A 16,423-nucleotide genomic window follows, 5' to 3' on the forward strand; every position below is an offset into this window, starting at 1 on the left:
GCAGGTGCCGATGTCGATCGGCAGCGCCGCGCCGCGTCCGATGGCCGACGGCGTGGATCCGAACGATCCCGCCACCTGGCACCGCACGCCGCGCAACGCGCCCTGCCCCTGCGGTTCGGGGAAGAAGTACAAGGCCTGCCACGGGCGGGCGTGATGCGGCGGGCAACGCTCGCCGCGGCGCTCGCGCTGCTCGCCTGGCCGGCCGAGGCGCATTGGGAGTTCACCCGCTGGGGCATGACCGAGCAGCAGGTGATCGCTGCCTCCCGCGGGCAGTTGCGCCTGTTGCCGCCGCAGGAACGACGGCCCGTGCCGTCCGCGCGCATGGAGTACCGCGTTGGCGGGGAATTCCGGTCCGGCGCGCTCCGGTTGACCGTGGCGCTGGCCTTCGATGCACGGAATGGCGGGCTGGTGTGCGTCTCGGCGCGGGGGGAAGCGTCGCAGGCGGCGGCGCTGCGTCAGCGCCTCATCCGGAATTTCGGCCAACCGCTCGAACGCGGTCAGGATCCGGGAACGGGGATGGAATCGTTTGTCTGGGACAGGCCGGACGAGATCAACCTGGATCTGACCCCAGGGCAGCCGGTGATCATGCTCCACTGCAGCCGCGGCACCTGAGCGCCGCGGTCGGCGTCAGTCGGTCGGCGACAGCGTCTTGATCAGGTCGAACACGCGCTTGCGCACCGACGGATCGGTGATGCGGTAGTAGGCGCGGACCAGTTCCAGCGTCTCGCGACGATGCAGCGTGTCGTCCTCGAAGCCGTCCTGCCCTTCCGCGAATCCGAAGGCGGCGGCGCGCGAACGGGTGGCGGCGTTGCCGCCGAGCTCGGGCGACATGTCGTCGAAGAAGAAGCCGATCGGAACGTCGAGAACGCGGGCGAGGTCGAACAGGCGGCTCGCGCCGATGCGATTCACGCCCCGTTCGTACTTCTGGATCTGCTGGAAAGTGAGGCCGAGGGCTTCGCCGAGCTTTTCCTGGCTCATGCCCAGAAGGGTGCGGCGCAGACGGACCCGCGAGCCGACATGGACATCGATCGGGCTCGCCCGGTGCTCGCGCTCAACCCGATCCAGACCGCCGTCGCTCGCCATCCGCTCCTCCGCGCCCCGAATTTCCACCGCCCGCCTCCTGCCCTGCGCCACGGATGCGTGCAGTCATCCCCTGCGCGCCTCTTCGGATAAGAGGCTATTCATTTTTCGTCAACTCTTTTTCTCAATCCCTAATTTTTAGACAATCCATCCGTCACCGGTCGTGCTGACTTTCAGCCGGAGCGCGCTTTTCCGGAACCTCTCCACCACCCAAAGGCGAACACCAGCCCGGCCAACAGGCCGGGCAGCACCAGGCCGAACCGCGCGAAAAGGGCCGGTTCTCCAGCCGCGGGCAGCGGTGCCATCAGGACGCCCGTTTCACCTAACCCCGTCCGAACCACCTCCCGCCCACGCGCATCGAACACGGCCGAAACACCCGTCTGCGCCGCACGCGCAAGTGGCAGGCCTTCCTCCACTGCACGCAGCCTTGCGGCAGCGAGATGCTGCCACGGGCCGGCGGAGATCCCAAACCAGGCATCGTTCGTCACGTTCACGAGCCAGGATGGCCGATCGGCCGGCACAACCGATGCGGGAAAGATCACTTCATAACAAATCAAGGCTCCGAAAGGCGGTACCCCGTCGGCGCGCACAGTTGCGAGAGCGCCACCAGGCGTGAAGTCCATCCCGCCCTGAACGATGCGGATCGGCAGCAATCCGGACAGCGGCATGTATTCGCCGAACGGAACAAGCGTGACCTTGTCGGACATGCCCAGCACCTGCCCGGCGGGGTCGATCGCGACGAGGCTGTTGAAGAGGCGCCGGGGACGGCCATCAGGGCCGAACTCTCCGCGGATCGTGCCGGACAGCAGGATGGCGCGCTGCGGCAGCGCACCGGCGACCAGCGTCCGCACCTCCGGGTCGTCGGCCAGCAGGAAGGGAACCGCCGTCTCCGGCCAGATGACGACCAGGCGGTCGCCCTCCGGCAAGTCCCGCAGGGCGGCGAGCGCGGCTTCCCGCGTCATGTCGATGTAGCGACGCAGGATCGAGATGCGCTGGTCGGCGCGCCATTTCAGCTCCTGCGCGATGTTCCCCTGCACGATCAGCAACCCGACCCGCTGGGGCGGCGGTTCGGCCGGCCAGAGCCGCGCCGCACCGACCACCGCCAGGAACCCCAGGGCCGCGACGCCGCCGAGCATCGCCCGCCGCCCGAGCAGCGGCGTGGCCGCCAGGACGATCGTCAGCAACGACAGGCCATGCACGCCGATCCAGGCGGCCGCCTGGATCGGCAGCGCGCCGAAGGCCCAGACGGACCCGATCAGGTTCCAGGGGAAACCGGTGAAGACCCAGCCGCGCAGCAGCTCGAACCCGACCCAGGCGCCGGCGAACACCAGCACCCGCGGCCAGCCGCTCCGCACCCGCCAGGCCAGCGCCGCTGGCCCCGCCACGAACAAGGCCAGCGGCAGGGCGAGGGCCGGCACGGCGATCGGCACCAGCCACCAGAAGCGCTCCACCTCCGTCAGGATGGCGTAGGTCACCCAGTAGAGACCGGCGGCGAAGAAGCCCCAGCCCCAGGTGTAGCCGATCCAGAAGGCACGCCATCCGCTCGGGGCGGCGCCGACCATCGCCAGCAGCCCGGGTATGGCCAGCAGCAGGACCGGCACGGCATGGACGGGCGGCAGGGCCAGGGCTGCCAGCAGGCCCAGGCCGGCCGCCGTGACGACGGCCCGCCAGCCTCGCCGGCCGGCGAGATGGCCGAGAAAACGATGCCACATGCGCGATGGTCCTAGTTGGGGAAGGTTGCGCCGGAACGGCCGAGGAAGGTCGCGGGAGGACCTTGCCCTCCCGAACCCGCCGGCCCAAGGGCCCCGGGCCGCCGGTACGCAAGTCGCACGTCAATGACGTCGGGACGGGAACAGGGTCCGCCGCGTCGCGAAGCCCGGCACTCTTGCCCACCCGCACCCCGGCTCCGGAGGCCGGAAGCGCAGGAGCGCATGGCGCCCCCGGGATGCCCTCCGTCGCCCGGCCGCACCCGCCTACTCGGCCGCCGCCCGTTGCGGCGCCGTTCCCGGCCGGCGAACCCGCAGCCGGCGGATCCGGCGCGGGTCGGAATCGAGAATGCGGAACTCGAGGCCCGAGGGATGCGACACGAGTTCCCCCTTGGCCGGCACGCGGCCCGCGAGGGTGAAGACCAGGCCGCCGACGGTGTCGATGTCGGTGGCGCGCTCCTCATCGGTCAGGATCGGGCCGAGATGCGCCTCGAAGGTCTCGATCGGCATCCGGGCGTCGATCTCGATGGTCCCGTCCGGCCGCTCGGTCATCTGCGGCGCCGCGTCCTCGTCGTGCTCGTCCGAGATGTCGCCGACGATGGTCTCGACCAGGTCCTCGATGGTGATGAGACCATCGATGCCCCCGTATTCGTCGACCACGAGCGCCATGTGGACGCGCTGCTGGCGCATCTGCAGCAGCAGGTCGAGCACCGGGATCGACGGCACCACGAAGAGCGGCTTGCGCAGGATCGACTTCAGGTCGAACGGCGTGTCGTGGCCGCCATGACCCACCGCGGCGAAGACATCCTTGATGTGGACCATGCCCACGATGTCGTCGAGGCTGCCGCGATAGACCGGATAGCGGCTGTGGCCATCCTTCTGGATGAGGTGGATCGCCTGATCGAGGCTGAAATCCTCCGGCATCGCCATGATGTCCGCGCGCGGCACCATGATGTCGTCGGCGGTGGTGCCCTGCAGACGCAGCACATTCGACAGCAACGCGCGTTCGTGGGTGTCGAGGTCGCTGTCGTCGGGCTCGGCGCCGTCGCGCTTCTCCTCGCCCCCGTCGAGCAGTTCGCCGACGCGGTCGCGGACCGATTCCGCCTCCTTGCGGCGGAGCAGGCCCTGCAGCTTCCAGAACAGCCCGGGTTTGGCGGACAGGTCGCTCATGTCACGCCCCGCCACGGATTGGGCAGGCCCAGGCGGCGCATGATGCGCGCCTCGGCGCGCTCCATGCGGCGGGCCTCGCCGGCGAGGAGGTGGTCATGCCCCGCGAGATGCAGGGCCCCATGCGCCACCAGATGGGCGAGATGCGCGGCCGTCTTGCGCCCGGCCTCGCGCGCCTCGCGCCGCACCACGCCGAGGGCGAGCGCGACGTCGCCGAGTTGGCCCGGCGCGCCGGCGGGGAATGACAATACGTTGGTCGGCTTGACCTTGGCGCGGTGCTGGCCGTTCAGCCGCTTGACCTCGCTGTCGTCGGTCAGCAGCACGGTCATGGCGCCGGCGGCACCCGCTTCGCGCAGGGCCGCTTCCGCGGCGCGGCGGGCGACCGCCTCGGGCCGCTTGACGGCGGCGCGCCAGCCTGGCGCCGCCAGGATCACGGAGATGCCGGGCATCTCCTGCGATCCGTTCCGAAGCCCAGCCTGATCGTCGGAAACACGACCACGGCCGGGACGGCTACTTCCCGGTTCCATACCTCTCCTTCTTCGCCCGGGACTGCTCGTCGGCCCGACCATAGGCGGCGACGATCCGGGCCACCAACGGATGCCTTACCACATCCCGCTCCGCGAATCTCGCGACTCCGATGCCCTCGACGCCCTCGAGGATCCGCAGCGCCTCGATCAGGCCGGAGGGCTGGCCGCTCGGCAGGTCGACCTGGGTCGGGTCGCCGGTGATGACCATGCGGCTGCCCTCTCCCATCCGGGTGAGGAACATCTTCATCTGGGCGGCCGTGGTGTTCTGGGCCTCGTCCAGGATGGCGTAGCAATGGGCGAGCGTCCGGCCGCGCATGAAGGCGAGCGGCGCGATCTCGATCTCGCCGCGCTCGATGCGCTTGGCCACCTGCTCGGGCGGCAGCATGTCGTTCAGCGCGTCGTAGAGCGGGCGGAGATAGGGATCGACCTTCTCCTTCATGTCGCCGGGCAGGAAGCCGAGGCGCTCCCCCGCCTCGACCGCCGGGCGCGAGAGCACGATGCGGTCGACCTGCCCCGACTGGAGCAGCGCGACGCCCTGCGCCACCGCGAGGTAGGTCTTCCCCGTGCCGGCCGGGCCGACGCCGAACACCATCTCGCGCGTCGCCAGCATCTCGATATAGGCGCCCTGCGCCGAGGAGCGCGGCGCGATCGCACCCTTGCGCGTGCGGATGGCCGGCAGGTCGCGCAGCGGCAGGCGCGGCTCGCCCTGCTCCGCCCCGCCCTCGGCCAATCTCAGCGCCGCTTCCACGTCCGCCGTTCCGACATGTTGTCCTTGTTCCAGCCGCTTCCACAGGGCGAGCAGCGCCGCCTCCGCCATCTCGGTCCTGTCCGCACCGCCTGAGATGGCGATGCGGTTGCCCCGGGACGAGACCCTGACGCCGAGCACCTGCTCGATCCGCGCCAGGTGCCGGTCGTGCTCGCCATGGAGCAGGGGCAGGAGGACGTTGTCGTCGAACTGCAGCGTGACGGAGCGTCGCTCGGCGTCGCTGCGGGGGTCGGCGGGGCGGATCGCGATGCTGTGCGGGGCGGTCAAGCGGCGGGTCTCTCCCTGGGCTGGGCGCGATGGGGCGCGGCGAGCGTCCCGGTGAGGGAATTGGGATGGCCGGCGAGGATCCGGACCGGGACGACCTGGCCGGCGAGCTCCGCCGGTCCCTCGAAATGGACCGGATTCAGCCAGGGGGTGCGCCCGGCCATCTGGCCCGGGTGACGGCCCGGACCGGTGACCAGCACCTCGGCGACCAGACCGGCGCGGGAGCGGTTGAAGGCGGTCTGCTGGTCGCGCAGCAGGGCCTGGACCTCGGCGAGGCGGGCATCCTTCACCGCTTCCTCCACCTGCCCCGCCATGGTCGAGGCCGGGGTGCCGGGGCGGGCGGAATACTTGAAGGAGAAGGCCTGGGCGAAGCCGACCTCGCGGATCAGCGCGAGCGTCGCGGCGTGGTCGGCGTCGGTCTCGCCGGGGTGGCCGGCGATGATGTCGGTGGACAGCGCCAGGTCCGGCCGCGCGGCGCGCAGGCGCTCGACCAGACGCAGGTAGTCGGCCGCCGTGTGCCCGCGGTTCATCATCCTGAGCACGCGGTCGGAGCCCGACTGCACCGGCAGGTGCAGGAAGGGCATCAACGCCGGCGTGTCGCCATGGGCGGCGATCAGGTCGTCATCCATGTCGCGGGGATGGGACGTCGTGTAGCGGATGCGAAGGAGACCCTCGATCTCCGCCAGCCGCCGCGCCAGCCGCCCGAGCGTCCAGGCGCCCCCGTCCGGCCCCTCCCCGTGCCAGGCATTCACGTTCTGGCCGAGCAGGGTGATCTCCCGCGCGCCCAGCGCAACCAGCCGTTCGGCTTCCGCGACGATCGCCGCGACGGGGCGGGAGTATTCCGACCCGCGCGTATAGGGCACGACGCAGAAGGAGCAGAACTTGTCGCAGCCCTCCTGGATGGTGAGGAAGGCCGTCGCCCCCTGGGGCGCCGTCGTCTCGGGCAGGTGGTCGAACTTGTCCTCCGTGGGGAACTCGGTCTCGATCACGGTGCCGGCGGCCCGGGCGGCGCGCGCGACCATCTCCGGCAGGCGGTGGTAGGATTGCGGGCCGAGCACCAGGTCGACCCAGGGCGCGCGGGCGGTGATCTCCGCACCCTCGGCCTGGGCGACGCAGCCCGCGACCGCGATAACCATCTCCCCGCCCCTGGCCTGCTTCGCCTCCCGCAGGCGGCCGAGGTCGGAGAAGACCTTCTCCGTCGCCTTTTCCCGGATGTGGCAGGTGTTGAGGATGACCATGTCGGCCTCCTCCACCTGCTCGGTGGGCGCATAGCCGAGCGGGGCGAGGACGTCCGCCATGCGGGCGCTGTCGTAGACGTTCATCTGACAGCCCCAGGTGCGGATCAGCAGGCGCTTCCGGGGTGCGGGGGTATCGGTCATTCGGGTCAGGCTCCGCCGGCCCCGCCGCGCAGGTCGCGGCGAAGGCAGGCGGGGGAGATGCGCACCTGGACGGCGCGGGTCAAGCGACCTCGGGCGCGGAGCGAATCAACATGTGCGAAAGCCTGAACGTCCGTTCCGAGCCGGGTCAAGCATTGCGCGTTCGCGGCTGCACAGGTGTTGCCCGCAGCCCACGCCGCCATGCCGGCGGTCAGGCGCCCCGCGGGCGCAGCCGCAGCGGCTCGACCGGGCGGTTCTGGCGCAGCAGGGCCGCGCCCTCGGCCACCACGTCGCTCGCCGCGGCCGTCAGGGTCTTGCGGTCGGGAAAGGTCGCGGGATCGGCGGGTTCGTGGAGCAGGACCGTCGCCCGCGCCCCCGGCCGGCGCGCGATGCGCCAGAAGTGGGAGGCGATGTCCATGTCCCCGTACCAGGCGAACAGCGGCCGGTCGCGGCGGCAGGCCGGCAGCCCGCCCAGCCGGTCATAGACGATCGAGACCGGCTGCACCCGCTGCGCGTTCTGCGCCACGGCGAGGAAGGAGGACCGGAAGGGCAGCACTCGCGTGCCGTCGTTCGAGGTTCCTTCCGGGAAGAGGATGATGTTGTCGCCGGTGGCGAGGCGCTGCTGGATCTCCTCCGCTTCGCGCCCCGTGTGGTTGCGCCTGCGGCTGACGAAGACGGTCCGGCCCAGGCGGGCCACCAGGCCGATGCCCGGCCATTGGCCGACCTCGGCCTTCGACACGAAGGCGGCGTCGATGACGCTGCCGAGCACCAGGATGTCGAGCCAGGAGGAATGGTTCGATACGTACAGCGTCGAAGGCACGCCCGACAGCGAGCCCACCACCTGCACCTTCATTCCGATCAGGCGGCACAGCACGGCGTGATAGGTCCGCGCGAAGGAGATCTTGGCGCGGCCCGGCAGGCGGATCAGCACCGCCTGGACGGGGATCGCGAGCATGGTCCAGATCATCGCCATCGTGATGCGCCGGACGGCGCGGAACCGCCCGCCCATGGGGCGCGCGTCCATCACGTCGCCCCAGGCCGCGCCGGGCAGCCAGGGCCGGAAGCGCAGCGGGCTGGCGCGGCGCAGGCGGCGCGGCCTCAAGGCTTCCTCGGTCGAGCGGATGACGGCTTCCATGGACTGCGGAGGTAGCGCGCGGATCGTGGCGGAGCAATGAAGGCTTGGCTGCAACATGATGAAGGCTGTGCAAGGCCCCCCCGTTGCTCCGTCGAGCCCCGCGGCCCAGCATGCCGGGACAACCGGAGTTCGCCGCATGTCCATCCGCCGTCGCGCGCTGCTCGGCAGCCTCGCCCTGCCCGCCATCGCCAAGGCGCAGGGCGGTTGGACGCCGGACCGTCCGGCGCGGCTCGTGGTGCCCTTCGCGCCCGGCGGGTCGCAGGACGTGCTCGGCCGGCTGTTCGCCCAGGCGGTCCAGGCGGTGACCGGCCAGCAGATGGTGGTCGAGAACCGCGCCGGCGCCGGCGGCATCCTGGGCGGCGAGGCGGTCGCGCGCGGCCCGGCCGACGGGCTGTCGATCCTGCTCGCCACGGCCGGGCAGACGACCATCCCGAAGGCGATCGGGCGGCGCATGCCCTACGACCCGCAGGCGGACCTCGCGCCACTGATGCAGGTGACGGACAGCCCTGTGGCGCTGCTCGCCGCGCCGAACCTGCCGGTGGCCGATGCGACGGCGCTGATCGCCCATGCCCGCGCGGCGCGCGAGCCGCTCTCCTATGCCTCGACCGGCATCGGCACCAACACGCACCTCATCATGGAGGACCTCAAGGCGCGCGAGCGGCTGAACGTCGAGCACGTGCCCTATCGCGGCGCGGCGGCGGCCTTCAACGACCTGCTCGCCGGACGGATCGCGCTGATGTTCGTCTCGGTGCCCTCGGTGCTCGGCTTCTCGGGCGGCGCGCTGAAGGTCGTCGCGACGACGGGCGCGCAGCGCTTCCCGAGCCTGCCCGACATACCCACCCTGACCGAGGCCGCCGTGCCGGGCTTCACCGCCAGCATCTGGACGGGCCTCGCGCTGCGCGCCGGGACGCCGCCGGCGGCGATGGCCTACTGGACCGATGCCTTCACCCGCGCCATGGCCGAGGCTTCCCTGCGCGAGCGGCTCGAGGGTCTCGGCGCGACGCCCGCGCCCGGCACGGCGGCCGCCTTCGCCGCGCTGATGCAGGACGACCTGGCGCGCTGGCAACGCGTCGTCGCGCCGCTCAACATCAGCCTCGACTGAGCGCGGCGGGGAGGTCGGACAAGTCGAGGCCCGCGATCAGCGGGTTGTCGCGCAGGTCCCTCCCCCAAAGAGATTCGACCACGCGGACCGTCGCCGCCGTGACCGGCATGTCGAGCCCAATCGCCCCGGCGACCGCGAGATAGAAGGCGAGGCCGTAGGGCACGTCCTCGGTGACGTAGCGCGTGCTCATCTCCGTCGGGCCGGCGATCACGCCGCGCCCCTGCTCGATCGCCGCCGTCATCTCGTGCAGCGGGCCGAGCGGCACGCCGTTGGTCCGGTGCAGCGACCAGGCGAGGCTCGGCGGCGTGTGGCCGAAGCGCGCGGCGAGCGCATCGCGCTCGGCCGCGAGATCCTCCATCAGGCGGCACACCGCCTCGGTCATCAGCCCGTACTGGCCCCAGGATTCGCGCTTCTCGATGCGCGTGACGTTGCCGAGCGCGAGCGCGGCATGGGCGATCGGGTTGGTGTTGATCAGCGCGGCGGCGAGCGCATCGGGCACGGTCGGCCAGCGATTGCCGAACAGTGCTTCCGCCATCGCGGCGAGTTCGGGGGCGGCGGGGCCGGGGACCGCGCCCATCTCGATCTCGGCGCGGATGGCCGCGACGCGCACGCGGTCGGGCGCGGTGCGCCGGCCGGTGACCGGCGTCGTCGCCATGGCGCCGACCGGCGCGCCAGGCCCGCGCAGCCGCGCGAAGGCGAGCGGCGCGAGCGAGGCCGCCGGCGTGATCATCAGCGGCAGGCCGCGCGGGATCGCCTCCGCGATGCGCGGCAGCAGGCCGGGCAGCGCGTAGGTCGGCACCGCCAGCATGGCGGCGTCGGCGCCGGCGACGGCGTCCGCGAGCGTTGCGGCGACCGTCACGGGGAAGGCCCCTTCGAGCACGCCTTCGGCATGCAGCGTAGCGCCCAGGCCGCGCGTGCCCGCACCGGAGGGCGACCAGATCGCCGCGTCGTGCCCGCGGCTCACGGCCAGGGCCGCCGAGGCCGGGCCGATCGCCCCGGCGCCGAGAATCGCGATGCGCATGCTGGTCATCCTCCGTTCCGCCGCGAACCTGCGGCCGCCCATGCGCGCTGTGCAAGCGCCCGCGCACTGCTACGCTGGCTGCCGGAGAACCGGGATCCTGCCGCCATGACGCATCGCCGCACCTTGCTCGCCACGGGGCTTGCCGCCCTCGCGCCGCTGCCGCTTCACGCCCAGGGCGCCTGGCCGGACAAGCCGGTACGGCTCGTCGTGCCGACCCTGGGCGGTGCCGGGACGGCCGATACGGTGGCGCGCATCCTGGCGCAGGAACTCGACAAGCGCCTGCCGCAGCGCGTGGTGGTGGAGAACCGCGCGGGGGCGAACGGCAATGTCGGCGCCGCGACGGCCGCGCGCAGCCCGGCGGATGGCTACACCTTCCTCTGGGGCTGGGCGGGGACGCTGGCGACCAATCCGGCGCTCTATCGCGAACTGCCCTTCGACCCGGTGCGCGACTTCGATCCCGTCGTGCTCGTCGGCAACGTGCCGAACATCCTGGTGGTGAACCGGCAACTCGGCCCGCGGACCCTGGCGGAGTTCACCGCCTATGCCCGCGCCAACCCCGGCAAGATCAACTTCGGTTCGACGGGCAACGGGTCCTCGATGCACCTCGCCGGCGAGCTCTATCGCCAGATGACGGGCACCGAGATGCAGCATGTCCCGTATTCGGGACCGGCACCGGCGGTGACCGACCTTCTGTCGAACCGCATCCAGGCGATGTTCAACCTGGTGACGGGCGCGCTGCCGCAGGTGCGCGCGGGCGAGGTCATCCCGCTCGCGCTGCTGGACGAACAGCGCGCGCCGCAGCTGCCTGACGTGCCGACGACGGCGGAGCTCGGCATGGCGGGGCTGACCTTCGGCACCTGGTTCATGGTGCTCGCGCCGAAGGGGACGCCGGGGCCGATCATCGACCGCATGAACGCGGTGGTGAACGAGGTGCTCGCCGACCCGGAGGCGAAGCAGCGGCTGCAGGGCGCGGGGCTCGCGCTGTGGGGCGGGACACGGCAGCGGGCGGCGGAGTTCCTCGCCGTGGAGATCCGGCGGCACGCGGAAATCGTGCGGGCAAGCGGAGCCAGGGTGGATTGAAGGCCGGGGGAGGAGAACCTCCCCCGATCCCCCTCCCTTCCTTGATACCTGGTGCCAAGGAAGGTTGAGGGGGGTACGGGGGGAGAAGTTCTCTTCTCCCCCCCGTCCTTCGGTCAGTAAGCGAGCCGCCCGCGCAGTTCCCCATACGGGACCATCACCGCCGACCGGTAGGCAGGCCGTTCCTGAAGGCGCGCATACCAGGCCTCGACATGCGGCGCCGGCGCGCGCGGGATCTCGAGGGTGAACCACCGATAGAGCGCTGTCCCCGCCGGGATATCCGCCAGCGACAGCTCATCGCCCCCCAGGAAGGGCCGCGTCGCCAGCGCCGCGTTCAGCAGCGCCATGTAGCCGTCGCAGTTCGCGATCATGCGGTTCACGGCCGTCATGTCGCGCTGCGCCTCGGGCGTGCGGTACCAGCCCCAGAAGACGCCGTTCAGGAAATGCGGCTGCAGGCTGGTCGCGGACCAGTCGATCCAGCGGTCGGCCTCGGAGCGGAGGCGCGGGTCGTCGTTCCAGAAGCGCGGCGCGCCGTGACGCGCGGCGAGGTAGCGCAGGATCGCGTGGGATTCCCACACGACATGCCCGTCCTCCTCGATGACCGGCACCTTGCGGTGGGGGTTCATCCGGCCGAATTCGGGTGTGCCGAGGCCGCCATGCGCGCCGCCGGCCTCGATGTGACGATGCGGCAGCCCGAGCTCCCCGAGCAGCCAGGCCACCTTCTGCACGTTGAAGGAGCTGCGGCGACCCCACAGCGTGAGCATCAGTCCCGCCCGCCGACCTTGCGTTCGAAGTGCTTGTAGTACTTGTCGGTCACCTGGTCGGTCTTCACCAGCACGGCGACGTCGGTGGTGTTGAACTGGTGGTCGAGCACCGCTCCGTCCCCGACGAAGCCACCCAGGCGCAGATAGCCCTTCACCAGCGGCGGCAGGTCGATCAGCGTCCGCTTCACGTCGATGGAGGCTGGGTCCTTGCGGACCATCTCGACATAGCGTTCGGGCAGCGCGCGAGGCCGGATCGCCTCCGGCGCCATGTGATTGGATGCGAGGTAGGTGAGCTGGTCGGCCAATGCATCGAGGTCGGTGCCCGGCAGCGAGGCGCAGCCGAACAGGATGCCGACCTTGTGCTTGAAGATGTACGCCGCGATCCCGCCCCAGAGCAGTTGCATCGATCCGCGCGTGCGGTAGGCCGCATCGACGCAGGACCGGCCGCATTCCAGGATCTCGCCGTCGAAGGCGATGATGGGCGCGATATCGTATTCGGCCGCCGAGTACCAACGGCCGAGCCGCGCCGCGGCATGACGCCGCGTCAGCCGGTAGCAGCCGATGACCGATTCGGGTCCCTCGCCGCGGTCATGGTCGACCACGATCAGATGGTCGGCCACCGCATCGAAATCGTCCCGGTCACGGCGGGAGGAGGCCGTGCCGGCATCCGCATGCGCGCCCATCTCCTCGTAGAAGACGCGGTAGCGCAGGGCCTGGACGGCATCCACCTCGGCCTCGCTGACGGCGAGACGCACGCCAAGATTGCCGGAGCGCAACTCCCCGAAGCCGGGATCGCTGTCGTTCACGAGGACCGGGCCTTGCTGCGGGCGGCGGGACGGACGGATTCGGCCTCGACCTTGCGGCCGAAGAGTTCGAGGCGCTGACCGACCAGGTCGAAGCCGAGCCGCCGCGCCATGGCCTGGGCGAGGGCTTCGAACTCCTCGTCGGCGAACTCGATCACCTTGCCGCTGTCGACGTCGATCAGATGGTGGTGATGACCGCGATCCGCCGGATCGTAGCGAGCACGCCCGCCGCCGAAGTCGCGGCGCTCGAGGATGCCGTTCTCCTCCAGCAGCCGGACGGTGCGATAGACGGTCGCGATCGAGACCTTGCTGTCGAGCGCAAGTGCGCGCCGGTACACATCCTCGACATCGGGATGGTCTTCCGCCTCGCTGAGGACGCGGGCGATCAGGCGGCGCTGGCCCGTCATCTTGAGGCCACGCTCGATGCAGAGCCGCTCGATTCGGGACGGCGGCGGATCGGTATTGGCCGCGCGCGGGCGGATGCGGCTCTCCATGCGGGCGTCAGGGTCCTCGGTCGCTCAAGCGCCGGAACCGGCGCGGGCGCGGACCATACTGCCCCCGGCGCCGCGCGGCCACTCCCGCCTGCCGGGCGAGCTCAGCCGCCCTTCCCCCGACCCTTCTCGCGGGCGCGCGGCGTGGTGCCGAGGCCGATCTTCTTCGCGAGCGAAGAGCGATGCTTGGCGTAGTCGGGAGCGACCATGGGGTAATCCGCGGGCAGGCCCCAGCGGTCCCGATACTGCTCGGGCGTGAGGTTGTAGGCCGTCTTCAGATGCCGCTTGAGCATCTTCAGCTTCTTCCCGTCCTCGAGGCAGATCAGGTAGCCCGGCGTGATGGACTTCTTGATCGGCACCGCGGGCTGCGGCCGCTCCGGCTCGGGCGCCGGGGCGGAGCCGACGCCGGACAGCGTGCGGAACACCTCCTGGATCAGCCCGGGCAATTCGGTGGCCGGAACCGGGTTGTGGGAAACATGCGCCGAGACAATCTGGGCAGTAAGCCCGAGAAGCTCGGCATTCGGATTTGCGTCAGCCACGACTTCAGCCCCCTGCTGTCGTTTAATGAAACGGTTCTAGCCACACCCTCCCCGGGCCGCAATATAGGTGGGCAGGACGAAAGCCTGCTGAAAGGATTAATTCGGTGAAATCCCCTATCGGGATCGTGTCCTCGCAAGAAATTCAACCGGATTCACGTCTGGATATCACCGGCGAGACTTGCCCCATGACGTTCGTGCATGTTCGCCTTGCGCTGGATCGGATGCCGCCTGGCGCCGTGCTGGAAGTCGTCATGAAGGGCGAGGAGCCGCGGCGGAACGTCCCCCGCACGGCGACCGAGCAGGGACACGCCATTATTGCGCAGGAGGATGCCGGAAACGGGATTACTCGTTTGTTGCTACGCCGCAAGATTTAATGTCGAGTCGCAATACCAGCGCGTCGGTGCCATCGGCGTAGTAGCGTCGGCGCCGGCCCGCTTCGACCGCCCCAAGCGCCGCATAGAGTTGGCGCGCCGGCCCGTTCGATTCCGAAACTTCGAGGAAGAGCGTTTCGGCGCCGGCCGCTGCGGCGGTTTCGACCAACGCCGTCAGCAGCGCACGTCCGACGCCGCTGCGGCGCAGGGCGGGGCGGACGGCGATCGTGAGCACCTCCGCTTCACCTGCCGCGACCCGTCCAAGCACGAATCCGAGCGGCTCGCCCCTGGTCTCGGCGATCAGGCCGAAATGCCCCGGCAGGTCGAGCAGAAGGCCGATGGCCTGGGCGGTCCAGCGTTCCGCGGGCGGGAAGCCCTCCGCATGCAGCGTGGCCAGCAACCCGGCCATCGCCGCACCCGCCGGGCGGATGACCGGCACGGTCAAGCCGGCGTCTTCACCGCCGGCGGCTCCGCGTAAAGCGGTGCACCAGTCCGCGGCGGCAAGGTGCCCGCCAGGCGGCGGGCGGCCACCCGCGCCACCGCCACGGCGTCCGGCAGGCCGGGACGCGCCGTGACGGCTGCGCGGCGGGCGAACAGGACCTCCGCCACCGCGGCCGCTGCATCGCCCAGGATCAACAGCGGGGTCGCGGCGGCCGGAAGGTCGTCCAGCGATGCGACCAGCGGCGGCTGGGGCTCCTCCGCCCCGGGCGGAAAGCATTCGAGGACGACGCGCCCCCGGCGATTGTCGACGGCGGCCCAGACCTCCCCTCCCCGCAGATCGCTGTCGGGCAGCGCCGCGGCCAGCGCTTCCCCCGTGGTGACCCCGATGAGCGGAAGGCCGGCGCCGCGCGCGATTCCCTCGGCCAGCGCGATCGCCGCGCGCAGACCCGTGAAACCGCCAGGTCCAACACCGACGGCGACAGCGTCGAGCGCCGTCGCCCGCAGCGTCGCGCGGGCCAGGACGGCCTGCGCCATCGACGGCAGCAGCGACGGATGGCCGCGGGCCGCGTCTTCCATGGCGCTGGCGGCGACCGCGCCATCCACCAGCACGGCGGCGGAGCAGCGGGCGAGCGCGCCCTCGATGGCCAGGATCTTCATCCACCGGGCTTTACGCCGGTTTGAGACGCCGCGGAATGGACCGCCATCGCCGCAACGGCCAGGATGACCCTCGCCGGGCCCGAGAAGCCCCGGGAGGAAGGAAACACCATGTCCATCACCCGCCGCGGCCTCGGCGCCGCTTCGCTCGCCTTGCCCGGGCTGATTGCCGCCGGCCGGGCGCGCGCGCAGGCCCCCTGGCCCAGCCGCGCCGTCCGCATCATCGTGCCCTACACGCCGGGCGGCGTGTCGGACATCACGGCGCGGCTGCTGTCCGACCCGCTGGCCACCGCCTGGGGCCAGCCGGTGCCGGTCGAGAACCGCGCCGGCGCGGACGGCGTCATCGGCACCGAGGCCGTCGCCCGCAGCCCGGCCGATGGCTACACGCTCGGCCTGGTGTCGGTCGGGCATCCGGTGAACGCGGCCTTCTATCGCCTGCCCTTCGACACGATGCGCGACTTCACCTTCGTCACGCAGACGACCTCGACGCCGCTGGTGCTCTGCGCGCCGCGCGCCTTCGCGCCGAACACGCCGGCGGAGCTGGTCGACTACGCGAAGCGCAACCCGGGCGTGACCTTCGCCGGCACCGGGGGCGTGGTGCGCCTGGCCCCGGTGCTCTTTGCGCAGCGGACGGGGATCACGCTGGAATACGTGCCCTATCGAGGGTCGACCCAGGCGCATCCGGACCTCATGGCCAACCGCGTGAACATCATGTTCGACACGGTCCCGGCCGCCCTGCCCCATATCCAGTCGGGCGCGCTCAAGGCCATCGCGACGACGGGCGCGCGACGCAGCGCGCAGTTGCCGGACGTGCCGACGATCGGCGAATCCTTCCTGCCGGGCTTCGAGGCCTCGACCTGGGGGATGATCATCGCGCCGGCCAACCTTCCGGCGCCGGTGCTGGCGAAGCTCAACACCGACATCCGGGCGGCGCTGCAGAACGCGACGGTGGTCGACCGGCACAAGACGCTGGGGGCCGAGATCGTGTCGAACTCGCCGGACGAGATGCGGGCCTTCGTCCAGGCGGAGATGGAGAAGTGGGGGGCGGCCGCGCGGGCCGCGGGGATTCAGCCGCAGTGAAGTAAGGAACGGGGGGAGAAGGGAACTTCTCCCCCCGTGCCCCCCTCAACCTTCTTTGG

At 71.1% G+C, this 16,423-nt stretch carries 19 protein-coding genes and 1 pseudogene; 6 read left to right on the plus strand and 14 right to left on the minus strand.

The window, feature by feature from the left end; translation table 11 throughout:
* Positions 1-43: 43 nt before the first annotated feature.
* Both GWK16_RS25915 and GWK16_RS15785 read left to right on the plus strand, forming a co-directional pair.
* A pseudogene (locus GWK16_RS25915) lies at positions 44-154 on the plus strand (SEC-C metal-binding domain-containing protein); the annotation flags it as partial.
* Entirely contained in the window at positions 154-612 is a 459-nt protein-coding gene (locus GWK16_RS15785) for a hypothetical protein (protein WP_170054938.1), read from the plus strand. The pseudogene GWK16_RS25915 and the gene GWK16_RS15785, both read left to right, overlap by 1 nt.
* 15 nt (positions 613-627) lie before the next feature.
* Here the strand turns inward: GWK16_RS15785 and GWK16_RS15790 are convergent, their stop codons facing one another.
* The 7 genes from GWK16_RS15790 to GWK16_RS15820 form a co-directional block, all read right to left on the minus strand.
* Positions 628-1,083 carry a helix-turn-helix domain-containing protein gene (locus GWK16_RS15790; RefSeq protein WP_170055083.1) on the minus strand — a complete coding sequence of 152 codons (456 nt, stop codon included), beginning with the start codon at positions 1,081-1,083 and terminating at the stop codon, positions 628-630.
* A gap of 170 nt (positions 1,084-1,253) precedes the next feature.
* On the minus strand, positions 1,254-2,792 hold the full coding sequence (gene lnt, locus GWK16_RS15795) for an apolipoprotein N-acyltransferase (RefSeq protein WP_170054939.1): 1,539 nt from the start codon (positions 2,790-2,792) through the stop codon (positions 1,254-1,256).
* A 261-nt stretch (positions 2,793-3,053) separates the two neighbouring features.
* The gene (locus GWK16_RS15800) at positions 3,054-3,956 is read right to left on the minus strand and encodes a hemolysin family protein (protein WP_170054940.1); all 903 of its coding nucleotides are present in this window, start codon (positions 3,954-3,956) and stop codon (positions 3,054-3,056) included.
* Positions 3,953-4,402 (minus strand): rRNA maturation RNase YbeY, encoded by a 450-nt coding sequence (ybeY, locus tag GWK16_RS15805; protein ID WP_170054941.1) that lies wholly within the window; start codon positions 4,400-4,402, stop codon positions 3,953-3,955. The genes GWK16_RS15800 and ybeY overlap by 4 nt, the downstream gene beginning before the upstream one ends.
* Positions 4,403-4,463: 61 nt before the next feature.
* A complete protein-coding gene (locus tag GWK16_RS15810; protein ID WP_170054942.1) occupies positions 4,464-5,513 on the minus strand; it encodes a PhoH family protein in 1,050 nt (349 codons plus the stop codon).
* Complete coding sequence (gene miaB / locus GWK16_RS15815) at positions 5,510-6,889, minus strand: tRNA (N6-isopentenyl adenosine(37)-C2)-methylthiotransferase MiaB (protein WP_170054943.1); 1,380 nt, start codon at positions 6,887-6,889, stop codon at positions 5,510-5,512. Before miaB ends, GWK16_RS15810 begins: the two co-directional genes overlap by 4 nt.
* 208 nt (positions 6,890-7,097) lie before the next feature.
* Positions 7,098-8,021: a lysophospholipid acyltransferase family protein gene (locus tag GWK16_RS15820; RefSeq protein ID WP_170054944.1), complete on the minus strand. Its 924-nt coding sequence runs from the start codon at positions 8,019-8,021 to the stop codon at positions 7,098-7,100.
* Positions 8,022-8,157: 136 nt separating this feature from the next.
* On the opposite strand from GWK16_RS15820, the gene GWK16_RS15825 reads away from it, so the two are divergent.
* Positions 8,158-9,123, plus strand: coding sequence for a Bug family tripartite tricarboxylate transporter substrate binding protein (locus GWK16_RS15825; RefSeq protein ID WP_170054945.1), 966 nt, complete (start codon positions 8,158-8,160; stop codon positions 9,121-9,123).
* Here GWK16_RS15825 and GWK16_RS15830 read toward each other — a convergent pair.
* Complete coding sequence (locus tag GWK16_RS15830; RefSeq protein WP_170054946.1) at positions 9,110-10,144, minus strand: NAD/NADP octopine/nopaline dehydrogenase family protein; 1,035 nt, start codon at positions 10,142-10,144, stop codon at positions 9,110-9,112. The genes GWK16_RS15825 and GWK16_RS15830 overlap by 14 nt on opposite strands.
* A 105-nt stretch (positions 10,145-10,249) precedes the next feature.
* Here GWK16_RS15830 and GWK16_RS15835 point away from each other — a divergent pair, with 105 nt between their 5' ends.
* Entirely contained in the window at positions 10,250-11,224 is a 975-nt protein-coding gene (locus tag GWK16_RS15835; protein WP_170054947.1) for a Bug family tripartite tricarboxylate transporter substrate binding protein, read from the plus strand.
* Between the two features lie 113 nt (positions 11,225-11,337).
* Here the strand turns inward: GWK16_RS15835 and GWK16_RS15840 are convergent, their stop codons facing one another.
* The 4 genes from GWK16_RS15840 to GWK16_RS15855 form a co-directional block, all read right to left on the minus strand.
* On the minus strand, positions 11,338-11,985 hold the full coding sequence (locus tag GWK16_RS15840) for a glutathione S-transferase family protein (protein WP_170054948.1): 648 nt from the start codon (positions 11,983-11,985) through the stop codon (positions 11,338-11,340).
* On the minus strand, positions 11,985-12,830 hold the full coding sequence (locus GWK16_RS15845; protein WP_408903924.1) for a GNAT family N-acetyltransferase: 846 nt from the start codon (positions 12,828-12,830) through the stop codon (positions 11,985-11,987). Before GWK16_RS15845 ends, GWK16_RS15840 begins: the two co-directional genes overlap by 1 nt.
* Positions 12,788-13,282 carry a Fur family transcriptional regulator gene (locus tag GWK16_RS15850; protein ID WP_248291417.1) on the minus strand — a complete coding sequence of 165 codons (495 nt, stop codon included), beginning with the start codon at positions 13,280-13,282 and terminating at the stop codon, positions 12,788-12,790. Before GWK16_RS15850 ends, GWK16_RS15845 begins: the two co-directional genes overlap by 43 nt.
* A gap of 101 nt (positions 13,283-13,383) precedes the next feature.
* Positions 13,384-13,818, minus strand: coding sequence for a MucR family transcriptional regulator (locus GWK16_RS15855; RefSeq protein ID WP_170054950.1), 435 nt, complete (start codon positions 13,816-13,818; stop codon positions 13,384-13,386).
* Positions 13,819-14,003: 185 nt separating this feature from the next.
* Here GWK16_RS15855 and GWK16_RS15860 point away from each other — a divergent pair, with 185 nt between their 5' ends.
* Positions 14,004-14,192 (plus strand): sulfurtransferase TusA family protein, encoded by a 189-nt coding sequence (locus tag GWK16_RS15860; protein ID WP_211187489.1) that lies wholly within the window; start codon positions 14,004-14,006, stop codon positions 14,190-14,192.
* On the opposite strand, the gene GWK16_RS15865 is transcribed toward GWK16_RS15860, so the two are convergent.
* Together GWK16_RS15865 and tsaB are read right to left on the minus strand one after the other, a co-directional pair.
* Positions 14,161-14,628 (minus strand): GNAT family N-acetyltransferase, encoded by a 468-nt coding sequence (locus GWK16_RS15865; RefSeq protein ID WP_338144494.1) that lies wholly within the window; start codon positions 14,626-14,628, stop codon positions 14,161-14,163. The two genes, GWK16_RS15860 and GWK16_RS15865, sit on opposite strands and share 32 nt — an antisense overlap.
* Positions 14,629-14,630: 2 nt before the next feature.
* Positions 14,631-15,287 (minus strand): tRNA (adenosine(37)-N6)-threonylcarbamoyltransferase complex dimerization subunit type 1 TsaB, encoded by a 657-nt coding sequence (gene tsaB, locus GWK16_RS15870; RefSeq protein WP_170054951.1) that lies wholly within the window; start codon positions 15,285-15,287, stop codon positions 14,631-14,633.
* A gap of 108 nt (positions 15,288-15,395) precedes the next feature.
* Here tsaB and GWK16_RS15875 point away from each other — a divergent pair, with 108 nt between their 5' ends.
* Positions 15,396-16,364, plus strand: coding sequence for a Bug family tripartite tricarboxylate transporter substrate binding protein (locus tag GWK16_RS15875; RefSeq protein WP_170054952.1), 969 nt, complete (start codon positions 15,396-15,398; stop codon positions 16,362-16,364).
* Positions 16,365-16,423: the final 59 nt, after the last annotated feature.

The organism is Neoroseomonas marina (assembly GCF_012927745.1).
Lineage (GTDB): Bacteria > Pseudomonadota > Alphaproteobacteria > Acetobacterales > Acetobacteraceae > Neoroseomonas > Neoroseomonas marina.

Coding starts and splice junctions, on each gene's coding strand:
- GWK16_RS15785 (WP_170054938.1), top strand. CDS start 154: ATGCGGCGGGCAACGCTCGCCGCGGCGCTCGCGCTGCTCGCCTGGCCG.
- GWK16_RS15790 (WP_170055083.1), bottom strand. CDS start 1,083: ATGGCGAGCGACGGCGGTCTGGATCGGGTTGAGCGCGAGCACCGGGCG.
- lnt (WP_170054939.1), bottom strand. CDS start 2,792: ATGTGGCATCGTTTTCTCGGCCATCTCGCCGGCCGGCGAGGCTGGCGG.
- GWK16_RS15800 (WP_170054940.1), bottom strand. CDS start 3,956: ATGAGCGACCTGTCCGCCAAACCCGGGCTGTTCTGGAAGCTGCAGGGC.
- ybeY (WP_170054941.1), bottom strand. CDS start 4,402: ATGCCCGGCATCTCCGTGATCCTGGCGGCGCCAGGCTGGCGCGCCGCC.
- miaB (WP_170054943.1), bottom strand. CDS start 6,889: ATGACCGATACCCCCGCACCCCGGAAGCGCCTGCTGATCCGCACCTGG.
- GWK16_RS15820 (WP_170054944.1), bottom strand. CDS start 8,021: ATGGAAGCCGTCATCCGCTCGACCGAGGAAGCCTTGAGGCCGCGCCGC.
- GWK16_RS15825 (WP_170054945.1), top strand. CDS start 8,158: ATGTCCATCCGCCGTCGCGCGCTGCTCGGCAGCCTCGCCCTGCCCGCC.
- GWK16_RS15830 (WP_170054946.1), bottom strand. CDS start 10,144: ATGCGCATCGCGATTCTCGGCGCCGGGGCGATCGGCCCGGCCTCGGCG.
- GWK16_RS15835 (WP_170054947.1), top strand. CDS start 10,250: ATGACGCATCGCCGCACCTTGCTCGCCACGGGGCTTGCCGCCCTCGCG.
- GWK16_RS15840 (WP_170054948.1), bottom strand. CDS start 11,985: ATGCTCACGCTGTGGGGTCGCCGCAGCTCCTTCAACGTGCAGAAGGTG.
- GWK16_RS15850 (WP_248291417.1), bottom strand. CDS start 13,282: ATGGAGAGCCGCATCCGCCCGCGCGCGGCCAATACCGATCCGCCGCCG.
- GWK16_RS15860 (WP_211187489.1), top strand. CDS start 14,004: ATGACGTTCGTGCATGTTCGCCTTGCGCTGGATCGGATGCCGCCTGGC.
- tsaB (WP_170054951.1), bottom strand. CDS start 15,287: ATGAAGATCCTGGCCATCGAGGGCGCGCTCGCCCGCTGCTCCGCCGCC.
- GWK16_RS15875 (WP_170054952.1), top strand. CDS start 15,396: ATGTCCATCACCCGCCGCGGCCTCGGCGCCGCTTCGCTCGCCTTGCCC.